The 20,517-nt window shown below is 41.2% G+C and carries 15 protein-coding genes and 1 tRNA gene; 1 reads left to right on the top strand and 15 read right to left on the bottom strand.

Features of this window, described 5'->3' with window-relative positions; genetic code table 11:
- Positions 1 to 687: site-specific integrase (locus tag RYM16_RS02735; protein ID WP_314982140.1), on the top strand; the 687-nt coding region annotated here is incomplete at its 5' end.
- Positions 688 to 890: 203 nt separating this feature from the next.
- Here the strand turns inward: RYM16_RS02735 and RYM16_RS02730 are convergent.
- From RYM16_RS02730 to RYM16_RS02660, 15 genes are all read right to left on the bottom strand, one after another.
- A tRNA-Ser gene (locus tag RYM16_RS02730) sits at positions 891 to 979 on the bottom strand.
- Positions 980 to 1,168: 189 nt separating this feature from the next.
- A complete protein-coding gene (locus tag RYM16_RS02725; protein WP_314982139.1) occupies positions 1,169 to 2,122 on the bottom strand; it encodes a magnesium transporter CorA family protein in 954 nt (317 codons plus the stop codon).
- Positions 2,123 to 2,425: 303 nt separating this feature from the next.
- Positions 2,426 to 4,552, bottom strand: a complete 2,127-nt coding sequence (locus RYM16_RS02720; RefSeq protein WP_314982137.1) for a heavy metal translocating P-type ATPase — start codon at positions 4,550 to 4,552, stop codon at positions 2,426 to 2,428.
- Positions 4,553 to 4,809: 257 nt separating this feature from the next.
- A complete protein-coding gene (locus tag RYM16_RS02715) occupies positions 4,810 to 6,342 on the bottom strand; it encodes a glycine betaine ABC transporter substrate-binding protein (protein WP_314982144.1) in 1,533 nt (510 codons plus the stop codon).
- 171 nt (positions 6,343 to 6,513) lie between these two features.
- Positions 6,514 to 6,846, bottom strand: coding sequence for a YolD-like family protein (locus RYM16_RS02710; RefSeq protein WP_195186222.1), 333 nt, complete (start codon positions 6,844 to 6,846; stop codon positions 6,514 to 6,516).
- An 81-nt stretch (positions 6,847 to 6,927) separates the two neighbouring features.
- On the bottom strand, positions 6,928 to 8,211 hold the full coding sequence (locus tag RYM16_RS02705; protein WP_314982135.1) for a DNA repair protein: 1,284 nt from the start codon (positions 8,209 to 8,211) through the stop codon (positions 6,928 to 6,930).
- A 442-nt stretch (positions 8,212 to 8,653) separates the two neighbouring features.
- Entirely contained in the window at positions 8,654 to 10,015 is a 1,362-nt protein-coding gene (gene dnaB / locus RYM16_RS02700; protein WP_314982142.1) for a replicative DNA helicase, read from the bottom strand.
- A gap of 69 nt (positions 10,016 to 10,084) precedes the next feature.
- On the bottom strand, positions 10,085 to 10,531 hold the full coding sequence (rplI, locus tag RYM16_RS02695; protein ID WP_009352526.1) for a 50S ribosomal protein L9: 447 nt from the start codon (positions 10,529 to 10,531) through the stop codon (positions 10,085 to 10,087).
- A complete protein-coding gene (locus tag RYM16_RS02690; protein ID WP_288991686.1) occupies positions 10,528 to 12,555 on the bottom strand; it encodes a DHH family phosphoesterase in 2,028 nt (675 codons plus the stop codon). Before RYM16_RS02690 ends, rplI begins: the two co-directional genes overlap by 4 nt.
- Before the next feature lie 16 nt (positions 12,556 to 12,571).
- Positions 12,572 to 13,531, bottom strand: a complete 960-nt coding sequence (locus tag RYM16_RS02685) for a DUF2232 domain-containing protein (RefSeq protein ID WP_314982133.1) — start codon at positions 13,529 to 13,531, stop codon at positions 12,572 to 12,574.
- A gap of 196 nt (positions 13,532 to 13,727) precedes the next feature.
- Positions 13,728 to 15,914, bottom strand: coding sequence for a ribonuclease J (locus RYM16_RS02680; protein WP_314982131.1), 2,187 nt, complete (start codon positions 15,912 to 15,914; stop codon positions 13,728 to 13,730).
- A gap of 512 nt (positions 15,915 to 16,426) precedes the next feature.
- Positions 16,427 to 17,503, bottom strand: a complete 1,077-nt coding sequence (locus RYM16_RS02675) for a DUF805 domain-containing protein (protein ID WP_314982129.1) — start codon at positions 17,501 to 17,503, stop codon at positions 16,427 to 16,429.
- A gap of 169 nt (positions 17,504 to 17,672) precedes the next feature.
- Entirely contained in the window at positions 17,673 to 18,464 is a 792-nt protein-coding gene (locus tag RYM16_RS02670; protein WP_314982127.1) for a uracil-DNA glycosylase, read from the bottom strand.
- Between the two features lie 505 nt (positions 18,465 to 18,969).
- A complete protein-coding gene (locus RYM16_RS02665; protein ID WP_105081743.1) occupies positions 18,970 to 19,743 on the bottom strand; it encodes an ABC transporter ATP-binding protein in 774 nt (257 codons plus the stop codon).
- Positions 19,744 to 19,754: 11 nt separating this feature from the next.
- Complete coding sequence (locus RYM16_RS02660) at positions 19,755 to 20,507, bottom strand: ABC transporter permease (protein WP_314982125.1); 753 nt, start codon at positions 20,505 to 20,507, stop codon at positions 19,755 to 19,757.
- Positions 20,508 to 20,517: the final 10 nt, after the last annotated feature.

Genomic DNA, 20,517 nt, shown 5'->3' with positions numbered 1-20,517 from the left:
GATAATCTAGAACTTCAAAAACCTGTACTAAATGTAGAGAAAGTTCAACGACAACGAGATAAATTCTTAACACAAAAAGAACTAAAATTATTACTTAATAAATTAGATGCTATCAATCCAACTATTGCTCTCTTGTGTGAATTTCAATCCTTAACAGGTTTACGCTTTGGTGAAATGGTAGCGTTACGTATTCAAGATTATGATGATAAAAAATCAGAAATTGATGTAAATGCCTCTTTATCTTCTTATGGTAGTTTAAAAAGCGAAACAATTAGATCATCACCTAAAAATATCTATTCAATTAGAAAAGTATCCTTAGATGCTAGAGCCAAACAAATAATTAACCATTTTATTACAATGAATAAATCAAAACAATTATGGAAACCTCGTTTTGCCAAAACTGATTATATCTTTGTAACAGATGGAGGTTATCCATTCGATGTACATTTTGTAAATAAAATATTAAAGAAAGTTGATTTTCACAAACCGATTAGTTCACACACATTCAGACATACACATATTTCATTTCTAGCAGAGGCTAATGTACCATTAAAAGCAATCATGGAACGTGTTGGCCACAATGAACCACGTACTACATTAGCAGTTTATACACATGTTACTGATGAAATGAAATCAGAATTGAATAACGCTATTAATAAAATTGGCTCTGCTATCAGTCATAAATAGAAAAATGCCCCCACTGCACACTGCATGCAATGGGGGCAAATTATTTTATTCTTTTGGGGGCAAAATGGTGGCAAAATCTTGTTATAATTCGTTACAATTCGTTATAATTTTAATTCCACAATACCATTATAAACCTTTATTTTTACTGTGTTCGTTATAGTCCGTTACAATTTGTTGTAATCTGTGATAGTTGTATGTATTGGTGGCGGAGAGGGTGGGATTCGAACCCACGGCCCCTTGCGGAGTCACTGGTTTTCAAGACCAGCTCCTTAAACCACTCGGACACCTCTCCATAACGGTATTATTATATCAGATTGGCCCAATAATAAGCAATAATAGAATATAAGCAATCAAAAAAGCTGGCTCATAGCCAGCTTTTTTCATGTGTATTTAATGCTTCCATATGTACTTATGGTCGCCATATATGTAGTGTTACTCTGTACAGTTGCTATGAATTCGAAATTTCAACTGTTCATCACCATTAGAACAAGTCTTTTTTCCACATACCAAAGATGGCAATGGCAGAGCAAATAACAGAAATAATGACAACTTTCACAAAGCCATCTGGATCATCTTGGAACGGCAAGTGTACGTTTGTCCCCCACAAGCTAAATATGATCGTTGGCACGGCCATGGTAATCGTTAAGGTTGCCAACATTTTCATAACCATGTTGAGGTTGTTTGAGATGATAGACGTGAAGGCGTTCATCATGTTCATCAAGATATTGGAGTACATTTCAACCATTTCCATGGCCTGTTTATTCTCGATGATAACGTCCTCTAGTAAATCCTCATCCTCTTCGTACATTTTGAGCAAATGTCTATAAGAGCTATGACCACGCAAGCGCAATAAACGCTCCATAACTGTACCATTCGTGCGCAATGCAGATGTAAAGTATGTCATGGATTTCTGTAATTCCAACAATTGGAAGAAGTCTTTATTCTTTGTAGTATGACGCAATTGAACTTCAATGTCGTCTGTACGACGGTTGATTTGTTGCAAGTAACGCAAGAACATAGTCGCTGTGCGGTACAAGATTTGGAACAAGAAACGAGTCTTTTTAAACGTATAGAACGTAGAAATCTGATTGGAAATAAACGGATACAACACTTCAGATTCTTCGAGGCAGACCGTAATAAAGAAGTCCGGCGTCAAGAAGATACCAAGCGGCACGGTATCGTACATATCGTTACCGCGAACAACTGGAATGTTGATAACAACGAAGATATAATTGTCCTCTAACTCCACGTGAGAACGTTCTTCCATATCGAGGGCGGTCTTTAAAACGTCCGTTGGAATTTCTGTCAAAATATTGATAAGGGATAATTCATCGGGGTCTGGGTTCACCAAATTTACCCAAGAACCTTTTGTGGCATCTGATACAGTGCAATCTGAAACTAACTCTTCTTCTATGTGTTTGTACACCGTGATCATGCTATCCCTCCTTCCAATGAACTTATAGTAATCATCTAATAAATTATATACTATTTTATAGCTATTATTCAATTCAATTGTGAAAGTTTTGTGTATCTAGAACATACATATACAGTTTTATGTCTATTTATGATGTACAAATGTATATAGTAAAAGTATCGTAAATGTTTTATCCACACAATAAAATAACCTCTAAGTTAGTCAGTTACTAACCTAGAGGTTATTTATATCAGCCCTAATCATTCAGATCAGGATAATGTAATTTATTTCGTTCCTCTACAGAGCTATAAACTCTGCTTTCACCTAATTTCGGCGCAAGATACGAACAGAGTTCAAGATACAAAGGATGGATACGCCTGTATCACCAAATACTGCCCACCACATGGATGCATAGCCCATGAGGCCAAGCGCCATGATAAGGATTTTTACAGCAATAGCGAATACTACGTTTTGCCATGCTACGCGCAACGTCGCTTTGGACAAGTCAAGGATATGTGCAATAGCAGTCAAGGACGGACGCATGAATACAACGTCTGCCGCTTCGATAGCCGCATCAGCACCGCTACCCATCGCACCACCTACATCAGCACCTGCAAGTACTGGAGCATCGTTGATACCGTCCCCTACGAACATAGTTGGACCATATTCAGAGCGAATATCTTGTACTACAGACAATTTATCTTGAGGCAATAATTGAGCGCGAACAGCACTTACACCAGTTTCTTTAGCGATGTAATTTGCACTTGCTTCAGCATCACCTGTAAGCATAACAGTTTTAATGTCTTGACCATTAAGATCAGCAATCGCTTCAGCAGAATCAGGACGAGCTTCATCGGCGATGATGATACGACCTAAGTATGTATTACCTTCTGCGACAAGAACTTCTGTGCCATATTCAGCAGCCTCTGTTGGATAGCCTTGCACATTATAGCGTTCCATAAGACGACGGTTACCAATAAGTACTTGTTGGCCATCAGTCATACCTACCATACCTTCGCCTGCCAACTCTTGAACAAAGTCGGATGCCTCTACAGTAATGCCTTGTTCTTTTGCTTCAGACACGATGCTTGTTGCGATTGGATGAGTAGAAACGGCTTCGATAGCTGCCGCCATGGATAACAATTGACTGGAACTTACATGAGAGCCTACAGTTTCTACGCTGTGAACTTTGAACTCACCAGATGTGATAGTACCAGTTTTATCAAGAGCTACGGCTTTCACATTAGCCAACGCCTCGATAACTCGACCACCTTTTAATAAGATACCGTGTTTAGACGCATTGCCGATACCGGAGAAGAATGCAAGTGGCACGCTAAGCACCAATGCACATGGGCAAGAAATAACGAGGAATGTTAAGGCTGTGTAGATCCATTTATTCCATTCACCAGTAATAAGGGACGGGATGATAGCAACAGCCAATGCAAGAGCTACAACGATTGGTGTGTATACGCGAGCGAAACGCGTGATAAAACGGTCGATTTTAGGTTTAGAAGATGCTGCATTTTCAACGGCATCAAGAATTTTTGTAACCATGGATTCTTCAAGAACCTTATCAACGCGCATCGTAATGCGACCAGATTCGTTGATGCAACCAGACATGAGTTGAGTACCAGGTACAGCGCGAACCGGTACAGGTTCACCTGTTACAGGAGCTGTATTAACGCGAGTTTCACCTTCAAGCACTGTACCGTCTAAAGGAATTAAATCGCCAGGGCGAACTTCGATAGTACTGCCTACCTCAACCTTTTCAGGAGCCATAACTACGATTTCACCGCCGCAGCATGTATCAACAACACGCACCTCTTGTGGACGCATATCGACAGCGTTCATGATTTCTGTACGACTGCGATCTGTAGCTTTTTCTTCGAAGAACTCACCGATACGGTAAAACAAGATAACGCCTACGGCTTCAGGCAATGCATCGATAGCAATAGCGCCCAATGTAGCGATAGACATCAAGAAGTTCTCGTCGAACACTTGGCCTTTTAAGATATTGCGACCTGCGATACGCAATACTGGGAATGCAAGAAGAATATAGGCAATATAGTAAATTGGAGTTTCGATAGACTCTGGCAAGCCGATGGACGGCACAACTGTAGTCAACCCTTCGTAGGCCATGAATAACAAGCCTGCTACGATAACTGCAATTGTTACTGCATCACTGCCGTGATCGTGATCGTGGTCATCCATAGCCGCTTTAGATTTACGCTCGTAATCGGCTACTGTTACACCCTCTTCAATGGCATCACAAATGTCTTGAATGTCACGTTTAAGAGCTTCGCGGTCTTCCCAAGAGCCGGTTAATTTTAATTGATGTGTAGCAATTGTGAAATTTGCAGTCTCTACAACATCCATTTTACGGATGCGATCTTCAATTTTTGCTGCGCAGTTCGGACAGTTCAAATCCTTCAACAATAATGTTTCTTCCATAATATCTCCTTTTTGATAATAGTGAAAGCTTCTATCCTGTATTGTAAGTTAATAGGTAATATTTTTCTAATACTTATTAGTCATATCTTGTTTCATATCTTGTTATATATGTTCCTAAACATTTTTCATCAGATATTTTTATTTATATGAATACTTGTTCATATGTTTATCTTACATTAAAGGAGATTAATTGTCAATACAAAATCATATTCAACATATATTAAATTTTATTTACTTTAGTTCTAACTATATTCACCTTATATCAAATTTCGTTCTACCAGGAATTTATGTGCTACATCAGCTGGCAGTTGGTGTTCCGTTTCAACGGCGTAATTCATCTTCGCCATCTCTTGATCTGTAATCGTATGATTCAAACTTTCTAATACAGGGCGCAGTTCAGGATGAGCAATCAATACTTCGCTACGCACCACATTACCAGACATATAAGATGGATATAAATGTTTATCATCTTGTAACACCGTAATTGGTGCAATACTTAATTGACCATCAGTCGTGAATATCGGCATTACATCCACCTCATCACGACTAATAGCCGTATATTTTAGCCCTATATCCATATCTTTAGTAGCTTTAAAACTCATACCATACACGCGTTGTAATCCAGCATAGCCATCTTCACGTCCAAAGAAATCATATTCCCCTCCTAATGTTAGGGATGGTGCTATACGAGCAAGATCAGAATACGTTTTTACGCCATAACTCTGAGCAATTTCATTACGCACCCCTATGCCATAGGTATTATTAAAACCGTACATGCCGACCCACTCAAAATTATATTTCTCTTTATAGGCCTGTGAAAGCTCATTAAATAGACTTTCATCATACGCATCCGTACGTTTTAGCACAGCAGACCAAGCCGTACCTGTATATTCAGGATATATATCAAATTGGCCAGAAAGCATAGCTGGTTGAATATTTGATGTACCACCACCGACACCTTCTGTAACCTCTACGGTTAAATCAGTCTTCTTCTCGATTAATTCTTTTAAGATATTCCCCAAAATAAGCTGTTCCGTCATAGGTTTCGTTGCAATATGAATAACATCGGTCTTCACATGACGGCAATACATAGCCCAGCCACCTATACCCATCGCAATTATCGTCATAATCGAAACAAATATAATCGTATAGCGCTTCATATAAGGGCTAATACGCGTTACTCTTTCACCTAAAGAAAAGAGCGCATCAACAGTAATGGCTAATAGGGCAATCAGTAGACTACCTGCAATTGTCAAAGCACTTTGATTCGTTGTAATCCCCCTATAAATCGCCACACCTAAGCCACCAGCACCAATAAAGGATGCAATACCTGTCAAGGCAATGGTCATAACGAGCATAGTCCGTATACCAGCTATAATAGTCGGCATAGCCAAGGGAATCTCTATATTCCACAAACGTTGAATCCGCGTGAGCCCTAACGCAATTCCCGCTTCACACATGGCTTGATCGATCTGGTTAAGACCAGTAAATGTATTTCGTACCATCGGTAATAAAGCATAGATAACCAATGCAATGATAGCCGTCGTATTACCAACCCCTGATACGTACAACAAGAGACCTAGCATCGATATAGATGGAATTGTATATAGGAAATTAACTACTACCATAACGGGCACAGCTAGCCGTTTATATTCATATATAAACACACCCAATAATCCACCGATGATGGTAGCAATAACAGAAGCTAATACTGAAATTTCTATATGCTCCCATAGCAACTGGAGAAAAAAATCATAGCGATTGATAAGTAATGATATGACCTCATGCATTACAGACACCGCCTTTCTCATAAAACAATACAAAGAGTATATATAGTCATATAACAGCTAACCATATAGGGTGTTTTATACGAGAATATAATTAAATTATAATTCTTATTATCATTGTATACCGAATCACACCTTAACTCTAGCCCTTAAGCCATATATAAAGACAACTCTTTATATTGTCATATCATACAGATTCAATTCCTTGATATATCTAAAGGGAATATCTATGCCTTGGACAGATATAATTTGCATTTGCGCACTAATCCTATCAACAGCCCCTATAAGCTCTGTATATCTTTGTTTATTGTAGTAAACAATTCGTACCCATTCTCCGCCATGTATAGTCTGTAAAACCTTATTTAACTCATCTATTTGATCCTCTGACAGCTCCACTCGTGCCTCCTTAGACCGTGCAACAGCTGACAATAAAGTCTCAAAGCCCTTCAATGCCGCAAAGGGCATAAATTGTTTCGCCCGTTGCAAACGAGACATACGATGTTTCATTAATGTATACCTCCCCTTATGCGACTAATCTATTTTCAATTGCTGTTCTTCGTTCAATTGCCATGCTATCCATTACACTATTTATTCCCCATTATGGCCACCTACCAAGGTATTTCTAAAGCGCATTGTCCCTTCATCTTGCAAGCTAGAGGCACGTAAAATAGCGTTTTTACCGAACTGCTCCTTGATAGATAACATCGCCTCATGTACTTGCCGCTCCTTTTCCTCTTCCTCCGTCGCAAGAGAGCTAAATAAATCTACCTCCTGAGGTATAGCAGAGCGATTGACTAAATCCTCAAAGCTTACGCCTATACGTCGTATAAGTTCATTTTTATGGCAATGTTGTTCATATAATTTAATTACTGCCGTCGTTAATGCTTGCAATGAATCAGTGTACTGTTTAAGCTTTTTAGAACCTCCAGTAGAGCGCACCATATCATCTGCATAGCCAATATGAACATGAATATGATTCGTAACCCCTTTGATTTGTAAAAGCTCTAGTACCAATGACTCCACCATTTCCCGCATAGGCACGTACGCCTCTTCGTAAGTATAGTTACGCAACAAAATCTGGCTATGCGAGATAGAATGCTTAATAGGACGATACGCATGGATATCTGCAATCGTACACGGCTCACGGCCCCAAGCATGATCGATGATGAGCTCGGCGTTAATGCCAAACTCCTTATACAGCTTAGCCTCTGGAACCATGGTAATACCATGCAAATCATAAGCTCCATATTTATGTAAGCGGTTGGCTATGCCCTTACCAATCTGCCAAATGTCGGTCAAGGGCTGATGATACCAAATTGTCTCTTTAAAGAGGCTTTCATCAAGATACCCTATAAAATCAGGCGCATGTTTTGCCAGGATATCGAGAGCAATCTTGGCAAGGAACAAGTTTGTTCCAATCCCAACGGTGGCATAAATCTTGGTCGCCTCTAACACCGCATCAAGTAGCATCTGCGCTAGCTCTCGAGGCGTTTTCTTGTAGAGCGGTAAGTAAGGCGTAATATCGATAAAATACTCGTCGATAGAGTATACATGTACATCCTCAGGTGCCACATACTTGAGCAAAGTCCCGTAAATCTCAGCAGACGCCTGCATATACCGCTTCATATGAGGCTTCACCGTCAAATACTCAATGTGCGGAGGAATCTCAAAAAGACGACTACGATTCTTAACACCTAGCTTTTTTAAGGCTGGTGAAATGGCCAATGTAATAGCCCCTTTGCCACGAGACCCATCGGCCACCACCAAAGGCGTCGTAAACGGATCCAGCCCCAAATCGGCACACTCCACAGACGCGTAAAAACTCTTCAAATCAATGCATATATACATTCGATCCGTATCAGCTGAACCCATACAAACACCTCCTCAAACCGCTAAATAACTAGACTCTACAAGAAATATAAAAAGAAGAATTTCTATGATTAGTATAACAAAAATACGGAGTATTTTCAAACATATGTTTGTTATTATAGCGGCAAATTTTGGACATAAAAAATCCCAAGCCTTAACTATATAGTTAGGACTCAGGATTAAATGATATAACTTCACCTGCAATATACTATTCTATTACAAACTTAACCGATTTCCCCATCTCTCCAAACAATACACTGAAAACTATCTAGTGCTACTATATTGATGGGACACCTTCATATGTACAGTGATAAAAAGAAAGGACTATACTTATGCAGCGACATCAGGTCACGAGGAGCAAAGAAGTATAGTCCTTTCTTTTAATTAAAATGTAGCTATGTCACGGGGCCCCATCAATATAGGCACACCCCCACGATAGTTTTCATTATTGTTCCGGCCCCATGTCTCGGAATTCCACGTCTCTAAATTGTGTTAATTCCCCAACGAATTGGAGTTCCACGGTACCAACGGAACCATTACGGTGTTTACGAATGAGGACTTCTGCATTGTCCCCTTTTTCGGAGTTTTCATCGTAATATTTGTCGCGGTACAAGAAGATAACGATATCCGCATCTTGTTCGAGGGAACCAGATTCACGAAGGTCAGACAGTACAGGCCGTTTATCTGGTCTGCTTTCAACACTACGAGACAACTGAGACAAGGCGATGAGCGGCACGTTAAACTCACGAGCGATCAATTTGAGGTTACGAGAGATTTCAGATACCTCTTGTTGACGGTTCTCGCTGCCCTTGCCGGAGTTGCGGCCTTGCATCAACTGAATATAGTCGACGATAACGAGATCGAGACCATGTTCCACCTTAAGACGGCGCAATTTAGAGCGCATATCTTGTACGGTAAGGCCCGGCGTATCATCGATAAAGAGCTTGGCTTTGCTCATGCGATCCGCTGCAGCGATAACCTTTTCCCAGTCAGTAGGGTCCATGTTGTATGCACGGCGCAGTTTTTCAGAGCTCACGCCTGCCACGGAGGACAGAATACGAGCAACGAGCTGTTCCTTGCCCATTTCTAGGGAGAAGAAGGCTACCGTCTTGTCGTACATCATCGTTACGTTTTGGGCGATGTTCAAGGTGAAAGCCGTTTTACCCATTGCAGGACGGGCTGCTACGAGGATGAGGTCAGATTTTTGTAGACCATTAAATACATGGTCTACATCTTTAAAGCCTGTTGGAACGCCTGTAATGGCACCATCATGCTGTTGCAATGCGTTCAATCTATCTAAGTTAGATAATACGATCTCACTAATTGGAGCAAAGGAAGATTCAGATTGAGTTTGACCACTTACGTCTAGCACCATTTGCTCTGCCTTGTTGAGGATAGTCGTTGGTTCATCTTCGCCAGCGTACGTCATGCCTACGATTTTATTCCCTGCATCGATAAGGCGGCGCAACTGAGCTTTCTCGCTAATGATCTTCGCATGTTCCTCTACATTGTAGGACACCGATTCATTAGCAAGAGATGTAATATAAGCAAGACCACCTACCGCATCGAGTCGCTTGCGACGGTCTAACTCTTCACCAACAGTGATAAAGTCTGCCGTCTTATTGGCATGCACGATTTCTAAGATAGCATCATAAATAATACGATGCGCATCGCGGTAAAAGTCTTCAGATTTTAGAATGCTCGTCACTGTATCAACAACAGCGCCCGAGTTCGATCCATTGGTTAATAAGGCCCCCAAAACGGCCTTTTCCGCATCTAGATTATGCGGTGGAATGCGTACATCCATGATAATCCCCTTCACACAACCACTATGGATAAAAGAATTCACCATACTCAAAGAGCATGGTGAACACTATTATTCAGCTACTACATTAACCTTGATAGTACTTGTAATCTCAGGATGAACACGAACTAAAACGTCATGTACGCCTAATGTTTTCAATGGTTCTTTGATTTCGATTTTCTTTTTATCGATATCTACTTTGTACTGAGCTTTAGCTGCATCGGAAATGTCTTTTGCAGTAACAGAACCGAATACGCGACCTTCTTCGCCCATGCGAACTTTTACAGTTACTTCAACCTTAGTCAATTGAGCTGCCAAGATTTTAGCTTCATCGTTCGCTACTACTTTGTGGTGAGCAATGGAGTCTTGTTTTTGTTTTGCGTTATTTACGTTAGTCGTTGTACCTTCAAGGCCAAGACCTTTTTTAATCAATACATTACGACCATATGCGTCGCTAACTTCAACGATTTCGCCTTTTTTACCAACTTTTTTAACGTCTTCTAACAATACTACTTTCATTGTTGTTCCTCCTCTTGTTCAGCGGAATGAAGGGCTTCTAGAGCACGCTCTAAAATGGCCTGCTTCGCTTCCTCTACGGTCATACCTTGTAATTGGGCACCAGCCACAGTTCTGTGACCACCGCCACCCAAGGCTTCCATTACAACTTGTACGTTTACCTTGCCTTTGGATCGAGCGCTAACGCCGATACCGCCGTCATTCAAGGAATACAGTACAAAGGCTGCTTCAATATCTTCATTACTGATGAGCATATCCGCACTTTGTGCAGCTAATGCCATCATATCTTTCAAACCTTCAGGTGCTACGGAAATAGCAATCCCTTCGGTGCGATTGGCTTCAAATACTATTTTAGCACGCAATTGAACAGAATCGAAGGTTTCAATAAATAATTGTTTCACCTTTTCGATATCCGCCCCTGCACGGCGCAAGAATGCAGCCGCTTCAAAGGTACGCGCACCAGTTTGTTGAACAAAGTTCTTCGTATCTAAAACGATACCTGCATAGATGCCTGTAGCTTCCGCTTTTGAAAGCTTCACAGGAACACCTGCATATTGTACGAGCTCTGTAACGAGCTCAGATGTGGACGATGCAGTAGGCTCCAAATACGTAAGCAATGGGTTTTCTACAAAATCCGCTGCGCGACGGTGATGGTCGATAACGATGCGTCGTTCAGAAATTTCAAGCGCCTCTGGGGCTGCTACCATTGCTTGACGATGCGTATCACACACGATAGTGAGCGTATTCGCATCTACCCATACCTTTGCACCTTCTAGGGTGATAAAATGCTCTTGCCAGAACTCAGATTCATTGAGAACGGCCACCATTTTATCGATAGCACTCGATTCTTTTGAAAGTACAACACGTACGTCTTTACCAAGTGCTCGAGCAATAGAGGTGACACCTATGATGCCACCTAATGCATCATAGTCTTCCCGTTGATGCCCCATAACAAGAATCTTATCAGAGTCGATCATGAGCTCATGTAAAGCTTGAGATACGACACGAGCACGAACACGTGTGTTCTTCTCAACACCTGCTGTATTACCACCGAAGAAGCGGGTGCTTTCACCATCCATAATACACACTTGGTCACCACCGCGACCTAATGCGATATCTAAGGCGGCGCGAGCACGACTAGACACATCTTTTACAGAGCCTACGTTCTCACTAATACCGATAGAAATCGTAGCTGGCACCTGACGTGGAGAAGGCAATTTACGGATTTTCTCAAGAATTTTAAAACCCTTTTCCTCCATCGCGCGAAGAGCGCCACGAGAGATGGCAAAGGTGTACATATCATCTTGGAAGTTACGAACGAAACCTTCATGGCCGTCGATTTCATCTACGATGATATTGTTAATATCGGACCAAACGCTAGTATACTCGCGGTCACTAAGACCTTTTGTCAACTCTTCGAGATTATCGATTTGAATCATGCCCCATACAGGCTGATCCTCTTCAGCCTTGATACGCGCTTTTTCTACTTCTGTAATGTTTTTGAAGTATAGCGCCATTACAGCATGTTCAGCTAGCTCATCTTCACTATGAAGATCTGGCCGTGTATCACGAGGATCAATAAATTTGTAAATGATTTGGAAGTGCTTGTCTTCGTACTGCTCCGTCATATATCCGGATTTACCCCAGATTTTATCAAGGCGGAAGCCTGGTAAAAGAGCAGACATTTTTTGAAGTTTATTCCAGTCCACCTTAACCCAATCTGCAAAGACACTATTATTCCATACGAGGGTACCTTGTTTATTAACAAGAGCAATCCCCATTGGCAAGTTTTGTAAAGCAAAGTTCGAAGCTTGTGTGACATTTTTTATCATCGCCCCAAACTGTTCCCTTGCTAAACGACGGCGGTTATGAATGGTGTTATAGTTAACCAAATACGCCGCTACTACGATAATTAAAGCTAAAATTGCCACAGCCCAGTTTAAATAGGCCAACAATAATAACAATAATACGATAACAGTGATAATGGTAATTTCTAAACCTTCCCATTTCCGTTGAAAGGATTTCATAACGGCCTCCTTTCTATTACAAGCTGCGTTTTTGGAAACGTACTCGCATATCTAAAAACATATCAAAAATACCGTATATAACGAGTGCCATCGGACTCATCACATATAAGAGAGCTATAATAATAAATCTGAAAAAGCCCGCTAAATTATAAGACTTCATGATGGATAGTAAGCATGTAATACCATTTAAACCACATACCATACCACCAAACAAAGCTAAATTAAGACCTACATCTGAAATAATAGTGTTTGTATAGCCTAGATACTGCTCACCATAAGCAAGAATAATACCTACTGCTAATACCCCAGCGCCCCAAATCGGCATGCGCCATGTATCCATAGTCGGCAGCGTACGCATTACGCTATTTGTACGTCCACCAATATAAGATACAAGCTTAGCTAACATATAAACTACGACTGCATTGGCAGCAAACCAATACGCTAACAGCATTCGTTTTGCTTGTTGAATCGTAAAATCTAAACGATTGATATATGCATCCATTTGCTCTTGTGTCATAGGCTGTTGCTTAACAGACTCAATGATAGCATTCTTTAAATCTACATCAATCATTTGATTAATTTGACTCAAATCAAAGGATGTAAGACCTGCAGAAATAAAAATCCCCATAAGGCTCGTTAAAGTTAACGCAACAGCCGGTATAACGATAAGCTTCCCAAAAGACCAATTCGCTCTGAAAGCTTCACCAAGGAAGATACTTGGCAAGGAATATGCCAAGATTGTCGCCATTGCCATTAATGGGCCTACTAAAAGGGAGACGAGTACAAATGCCACCACTGACGCGGCGCAACTATATTTACTACCCCACCGGATACCAATCAGTGCAATCCCAGATGGTGCAACTAAGGTGGCTAGCAAACTAAGAAAGGGCACTGTAGACCCCACTATAGTTAACATTACAACAATGGTTGATACAAATCCTGTTTCTACCATCGCTCTTGTATTTGTTTGTTTCATAAATCTCCATTCTATATATAAGAAGATAGATTAATTGGTATCTTTTAATTATAACAGTTTAAAAGGGTAACTTCAAATACCCCATATAGTAGCTAAATGCGATAGCGTAGCTATTTATAGTAGTTTTGAAAGCCCATTTTTTAAATGTCAAAAGTACCACATCATACGATGCGGTACTTTTGTGTATTGTATGTGATTATACGTCTTGAATAATCGGCAAGATCATAGGACGGCGGCGAGTTTTATCGTAGAAGAATTTACCCAACGCGTCACGTACGTTTTGCTTAATAGTAGTCCAGTCTTTGATGCGTTGCACTTCGCAATCATCAAGGACTTGTTCTACGCGACGTTCTGCAGCAAGCATAAGCTCTTCTGCATCGCGCACATATACGAAGCCACGAGATACGAGGTCTGGACCAGCTACGATTGTACCAGAAGCTTTATCCATCGCCATTACAACGATAACCATGCCTTCTTGTGCCAATTGTTGACGGTCGCGGATAACGATGTTACCTACGTCGCCAACGCCAAGGCCATCGACGAAGATAGCACCAGCTTGTACACGGCCACCTTTACGGCCACCATCTTTATCGAATTCAAAGATTTGACCATTGTCGCCGATAAGGATTTTCTTAGGATCTACGCCCATAGCAACACCAAGTTCACCATGACGACGCAACATGCGGTACTCACCATGAACAGGGATGAAGTATTCTGGACGAACAAGGTTGAGCATCGTTTTAAGCTCTTCTTGGCTCGCGTGACCAGATACGTGGATGCCACGGTCTTTACCGTATACTACATTACAACCTAAACGAAGCAAGTTATCGATAGTTCTACCTACAGCACCTTCGTTACCTGGAATTGGTGTAGCAGAGATGATAACTGTGTCATTCGGCGCCAATTCTACAGTGCGATGGTTGCTTGTAGCCATACGGGACAAGCCGGCCATCGGTTCACCTTGAGAACCAGTTGTTAAGATCATGATTTGGTCATCTGTGTAGTTGTGCATTACATCTACGTCGATGATTGTATTTGGTGGAATGTTCAAGTAACCGCGTTCTTGTGCGATTTCTGTAACATTTACCATGCTACGGCCCATAACGACAACCTTACGATTGAACATAACTGCCGCATCAACAGCTTGTTGAATACGAGATACGTTAGATGCGAATGTTGCCAAAACAACGCGGCCTTTTGCTTCGCCAACAGCTTGTTTAATCGCAGGGCCTACAGAGCTTTCAGAACCTGTAGTGCCTGGTTTTTCAACGTTTGTAGAGTCGGACATCAACGCTAATACGCCTTTGTTACCGAGCTCAGCAAATTTGTGCATATCCATCAAACGGCCATCAACTGGCGTTTGGTCGATTTTAAAGTCCCCTGTATGAAGTACAGTACCGATTGGTGTATCGAAGTATACCGCGCAGGAATCAGGGATGGAGTGGTTTGTTTGGATGAAACCAACATTTACAGAACCAATTTGAACTTCATCGCCTGCAGCAATCGTGCGGAGACATTTTGGAGATACCTTATGTTCTTTGAACTTGCCTTCAATCAAGCCACAAACGAGATTTGTTGCATATACCGGGCAGTTAATTTCTTTCATAAGGTATGCCAAGGAACCGATATGGTCCTCGTGACCATGAGTAATTACGACAGCTTTTACGCGATCCTTATTCTCGATGATATAACTCATATCAGGAATAACGATATCTACGCCAAGCATGTCTTCACTAGGGAACGCAAGACCAGAGTCGAGAACGATAATTTCGTCCTCATATTGGAAGATGGTCATGTTTTTACCGATTTCACCAAGACCGCCAAGAGGGATGATTTGGAATTTACCCTTGTTAGCGCCATTTGGTGTACGACCTACTAATTCCACTTGTGCCTCTTGATGATTGCGGTTCGTGGAACGGTTATTTGGACGGTTGTTGTTACGGTTTTGACCATTTTGGCCATTGCGACCAGTATTATTAGTACGCGTGTTGCGCGTATTTTCACTACGTTCACCGCGTGGTGCACGAGTTTGGCGTGGTTTACGTTCTGTACGTTCTTGACCTTCACCTTGCTCCGCATTGCGACGAGTATTTGTACGGCGAGTCGTATTTGTACGACCACCATTCGCGCTTGTGCGAGTATTTGTACGGCGTTGGCGTGTAGTGCCTTCGCCTTCGCCAGCTGCTTGTTGACGAGTACGACCTTCGCCAGCAGGACGGCGTGTATTAGTGCGGCGACGAGTTTGTTTTTGTTCGCCTTCAGCCGCAGCTGTACGAGTAGCATTTCTTGCTACTGTCGGTTCTGCTTTCACTTGTGCAGTAACCTGATTATCTGTTGTATTCACAGTTCCTCCTAAAATTTTGTTCATTATTTTATTTAACATAGTTTCTTTTCTCACCTATCACTTGAATTGATCTATGCTACGGAGGCCACACAAAGAAAAAGGCGCTAAAATACTAGCGTCTCGTCAAATAGGCGCAAAGATGCGCTATCGATTTTTGCCGTTCCTAGTGTTGTTGTGACCATTTGCCATAGCAAATGAGTATATTGCCCTCATTAGATATGTCAGCCGCGACGGGTACGTTCTCTTCGTCCCTATCCAATGGGTCTTGCAATATAATCCGATCGATTTTGATGAAAGCCTCGCTTTCATACGTTAGTCCTATTGTAACATAAAAATAGCGCTAACAAAAGAGGGGACCCTTATGTTAACGCTATTACACGAACTTTACACGACTGTTAAGTGCTTCAAAAGCGCACAAAATCAAGTCAATTCTATAGATTATATAATTTTAATTATCTATTTTAATCCTTATAGCTAACTATTTTATTCTTAAATCGATCTAGGTACTTTATGCTTATATGATACAGCTATTTTATTTGTATTAGATCTAATTATTTATCATTAGGATCATCTTTGTAAAAGCCTTCAATATGCCATGCCCCATTTTCTTCAATGACGGAAATATAGCGTTTCGTATGTGTCGCTTCTACGGCACCTTCACTAGGTTTTGTCATTTGCAAGTTCGCCTCGAAGGTAATGCGCTTCAAATTACCTACGCGGCTCACTTGAGAAACGCCTAAAGAGACAACGTCAACCTTAGGGGCCTTCTTCATAGACTCAATCCACTTTTGTTTCTCTGTTGGGTTAGCCTTAGCTTGATCAATAACATAGGTGAAAGCCTTGTCGTAATCTTTGTTATTAACGGCATTAAAATATTCTTTTACCGATGCTTCCGCAGCTTCTTCACTACCTTCACCTACTACAGCATTCGCGAACCACCCCATGGATATGGTCTTATCAGAAGGCGCCATATAACGCATGGAAAGACCACAAACACTAAGAGCACTTACGATTACAGCAATAAGAACTTTCGTTGTTAAAGAGCTGCTAGTAGGAGATACTTTCATAATAGACGCTAAGCGTTTGTCGATTACGATATGTTGTAAAGCGCTGCCATATTGATTATCCTGCGCTTGCCCCTTTTTACTTAATAAACCTAATGCGATCAAAGGGCCTACAAAAGGAACGAAGAATAGTAATAATGTGTCACTACCTTTTCCCGTATCATGGAGACGACGGACACAGAGTGCAACCATAGGCACAAAAGAAACGAGTCCCAAAATCGAGATAATCATCCATGCTAAACCAAGTAAATAAGGGCCTGTTTTAAATATAGCAGTCAACGCACAGAACACTGCTAATATACAGATTATTACTACATTCCACAAGAATATAAATTGGAAAAACTCCCTACGAGAAGCACGTCCATCGGTATCCATGAACTTTTTCCCCATTACATAAAGGAACGTATCCTTATAACTCATTTGGTAATGGGCGAAAGGATAGATTACATCGCCTTCCGGTGCGATACGCTCCACCTCTGTTGCCACTGTATACTGCCCACAAGTAGGGCAAAACATAGCCGCCTCATCACAATACTGACGGCAAGTATCACAATAACGTTTCATAAAATTCTCTCCAAAACACTCTAAAATCCGCTCTTACAGTCTTACTCTCTTTAGAACTTAAGAACTTCGCTAACTCTCTTTAGCACTTAAGAATTTAACTAATAAGATAATTATATTTCATTAATTTATATAATATATCTTATATTTTATCACTATATATCAAACTATATTATTTCAAATATGTATCTACAGCCTCAGCAAATCCTTGGCGATATAAATTGGCGCCACCGTTTGCAGGATGACGTAAACCGATGGCAGACAGGCCAAATTTATCCATCGTATCAGCAGATTTTTGTCCTACGGCGAGCATAAGAGGTTCTACACCACCTAGCTCAAGATGTAAATCTAATAAGCGTTTTGTATATTCCCAGCCTACTTGTTGTTCTCTATCCGTAGGTGTACGGTTAGTCAATGGATTTCCATCCTTATGTGGGTGGAAAGGGAATATGTTCCACAACAATGTATCATAGGTATTGATACCCTTTTCAACAATAGCATTCCACACCACTGTATCAGTAGGCTCGTTAAAGCCGTCCTTTTGCTGTGTTCCTTTTAACAGATTACTACTAGGAGAACTAGTTCGTTCTAAGCGAATAGGCGTTACATCCTTTGCACGAATGGTTTTGTGCTTATCTAGTAGCATTCTTTCACAAGTAATAGCAATCCCTGTAAAGCGTCCCCCTTGATAGCCTACAGCCTCAGCCACCACAAAAACCTTAGCTCGACCTAAGCGCGGCAATAGATAAGCGACTAAATTATCTCGGCGCACTTGAGCCGCATCAAAACCATCTGTAACGATTTCTAAATCGGGGTTTACCTCACCCCAAGGATTATGGATAAGACTACCTTGATACTGTGCGAGCCAATCTACAAAACCGCGTACCTTCGCTACACGCTCCGCATCAAAGGACTCTATATATTCATCAAAAGACAAGCTCTTCTCTAACTCAAATAAAGACATACAGCCTCCAATTTAAATTTCATACGTTATTACCGATATATATCTACTATACATGATAATTACACGAATTGCATAAGAAATATATAGTTATATGTACTACAATCAAGATGTCACCACTCTGTTCTGGGGAAACAGGTACAGAAAGGAGGTGCACCAGTGAAAGATATTCTTATAATCCTTCTAATTCCTATCGTGGTAAATGTGACCAGCTATCTCATTTGCAAGTGGTTAGATAGGAAATTTCATAGTGATTAACCCCGTTAGCTTAGACGATCATAAACAATAAAAAACTCCCTCAAGTATTTCGCCGTTCTTGAGGGAGTTTTTTTGTGCTAACAGTGAATTCTTATAATCCTTCAGCTACTTATAGTATACATTATTTTAGGATTTTGTCTATTATAATTAAAGAAACCATCTAGGTATGTCGCAGTCCCTAGGTGGTTTCTTTTGTGCACTCAGTGGAGCACTTACAATCTTTAGCTACTTATAGTATACCGTAAAACAACTAAATATAGAACTCGATTTTGTCTTCTTTTGCCAGTTGGAATTGTTCGAAGATGTGGTTACGTATATTAACAAAGTTCGGCGATGTACGGTCTGTTCTGTCGATGATGTTTACAGGGATGATAGTTTGTACACGACCTGGATTTGCCGCTAGTACTACGACGCGGTCCGCAAGGACTACGGCTTCTTCAATATCGTGGGTAACAAATACAACCGTCTTGCCTTCTTCGCGGCAGATACGAGAGATTTCGTCTTGCAAATTGATGCGTGTTAACGCATCAAGGGCGCCTAGTGGCTCGTCCATAAAGATAATATCTGGATCTACCGCTAGTGCACGGGCAATGGATACACGTTGTTGCATGCCCCCAGATAGTTCTGCAGGATAGCGATTGCGAGCATGATCGAGGCCTACCATTTTAACGTATTTATCGATGATAGCAGGACGCTCTTCTTTAGGCACCTTTTTACTTTCAAGACCAAGCTCAATATTGCTTTCCACCGTACGCCATGGCAACAAGCCATAATTTTGGAATACCGTTACATATCTGAGTTGAGGCGCTTTCACCTCTTCACCGTCGATAGTAATGGAACCAGATGTAACGAGCTCAAAGCCCGCTATAGCGTTTAATAGCGTACTTTTACCGGAACCAGAAGGGCCTAAGAGACAAATAAACTCGCCCTTTTCAATATCTAGATTAATATCTTCAAGAATGGTGAGTGGTTCCCCATCTTTCATAAATTCCTTGTGTGCATTGCGCACCGAAATGTAACCCATGAGGCCACCTCCTATTTCTCAATACCCCAACGTTTGTAAATCCATTTTTCGATAAGGGATACGCCCCAATCGAGTAAAAGCCCAACGAAACCGATGGTCAAAATGGCTACCATCAAGAGATCGTTACGCAAGTTATTTCTCATATCGATAATGAGGAAGCCAAGGCCTGTTTGGGAGCCTACCATTTCTCCTGTTACAAGGAAGATCCAGGCCGTACCAAGGGCAATGTGAAGACCGGATGCAATACCAGGGAATACGGCAGGTAATACGATTTTAAATAACAGTTCTGGCTGTTTAATACCAAAGTTGCGCGCTACCTTGATGTACACAGGGTCAATATTTTGAATAGCAGACACGGTGGACAATAGCACCGGGAAGAATGCTGCGATAAAGATGATAACGATAGCTGGTGCTTGGCCGATACCGAAGAAGAGAACGATAAAGGGCAACCACGCCACAGGAGAAATTGGTCGAATGACTTGAACGATTGGATTGATATAGTTCCAAATCCCCTTGTACCAGCCCAAGATAAGGCCGAAAAATACGCCAGCTACAACAGAAATAAGATAGCCGATAAAGAAACGCACTAAACTATCTGCAATATCTTTAAAAAGAACACCGTCGCCTATAAGTTCTCCAAATCCGAGTAATACCTTATATGGCGTTGGAAATAGCGCTTCATTAAAACCGCCGAGGTGAACGATCAACTCCCAAATTAGCCAAGCTGCGATAAATGAACCTGGCACATATGTATATTTCTTCATGGTCCCCCTC

Source organism: uncultured Veillonella sp. (assembly GCF_963524655.1).
Classification (GTDB): Bacteria; Bacillota; Negativicutes; order Veillonellales; family Veillonellaceae; genus Veillonella.
Note: the sequence above shows the minus strand (reverse complement) of the source record. Positions and strands in the feature narration are given on the sequence as shown.

Bases quoted from the DNA above. Each gene is read 5' to 3' on its own strand.
- RYM16_RS02685 (WP_314982133.1), bottom strand. From the start codon at position 13,531: ATGAAACAAACAAATACAAGAGCGATGGTAGAAACAGGATTTGTATCA.
- RYM16_RS02715 (WP_314982144.1), bottom strand. From the start codon at position 6,342: ATGCATGAGGTCATATCATTACTTATCAATCGCTATGATTTTTTTCTC.
- RYM16_RS02705 (WP_314982135.1), bottom strand. From the start codon at position 8,211: ATGGGTTCAGCTGATACGGATCGAATGTATATATGCATTGATTTGAAG.
- RYM16_RS02680 (WP_314982131.1), bottom strand. From the start codon at position 15,914: ATGTTAAATAAAATAATGAACAAAATTTTAGGAGGAACTGTGAATACA.
- RYM16_RS02720 (WP_314982137.1), bottom strand. From the start codon at position 4,552: ATGGAAGAAACATTATTGTTGAAGGATTTGAACTGTCCGAACTGCGCA.
- RYM16_RS02670 (WP_314982127.1), bottom strand. From the start codon at position 18,464: ATGTCTTTATTTGAGTTAGAGAAGAGCTTGTCTTTTGATGAATATATA.
- rplI (WP_009352526.1), bottom strand. From the start codon at position 10,531: ATGAAAGTAGTATTGTTAGAAGACGTTAAAAAAGTTGGTAAAAAAGGC.
- RYM16_RS02660 (WP_314982125.1), bottom strand. From the start codon at position 20,507: ATGAAGAAATATACATATGTGCCAGGTTCATTTATCGCAGCTTGGCTA.
- RYM16_RS02665 (WP_105081743.1), bottom strand. From the start codon at position 19,743: ATGGGTTACATTTCGGTGCGCAATGCACACAAGGAATTTATGAAAGAT.
- RYM16_RS02725 (WP_314982139.1), bottom strand. From the start codon at position 2,122: ATGATCACGGTGTACAAACACATAGAAGAAGAGTTAGTTTCAGATTGC.
- RYM16_RS02690 (WP_288991686.1), bottom strand. From the start codon at position 12,555: ATGAAATCCTTTCAACGGAAATGGGAAGGTTTAGAAATTACCATTATC.
- RYM16_RS02675 (WP_314982129.1), bottom strand. From the start codon at position 17,503: ATGAAACGTTATTGTGATACTTGCCGTCAGTATTGTGATGAGGCGGCT.
- RYM16_RS02710 (WP_195186222.1), bottom strand. From the start codon at position 6,846: ATGAAACATCGTATGTCTCGTTTGCAACGGGCGAAACAATTTATGCCC.
- dnaB (WP_314982142.1), bottom strand. From the start codon at position 10,015: ATGGATGTACGCATTCCACCGCATAATCTAGATGCGGAAAAGGCCGTT.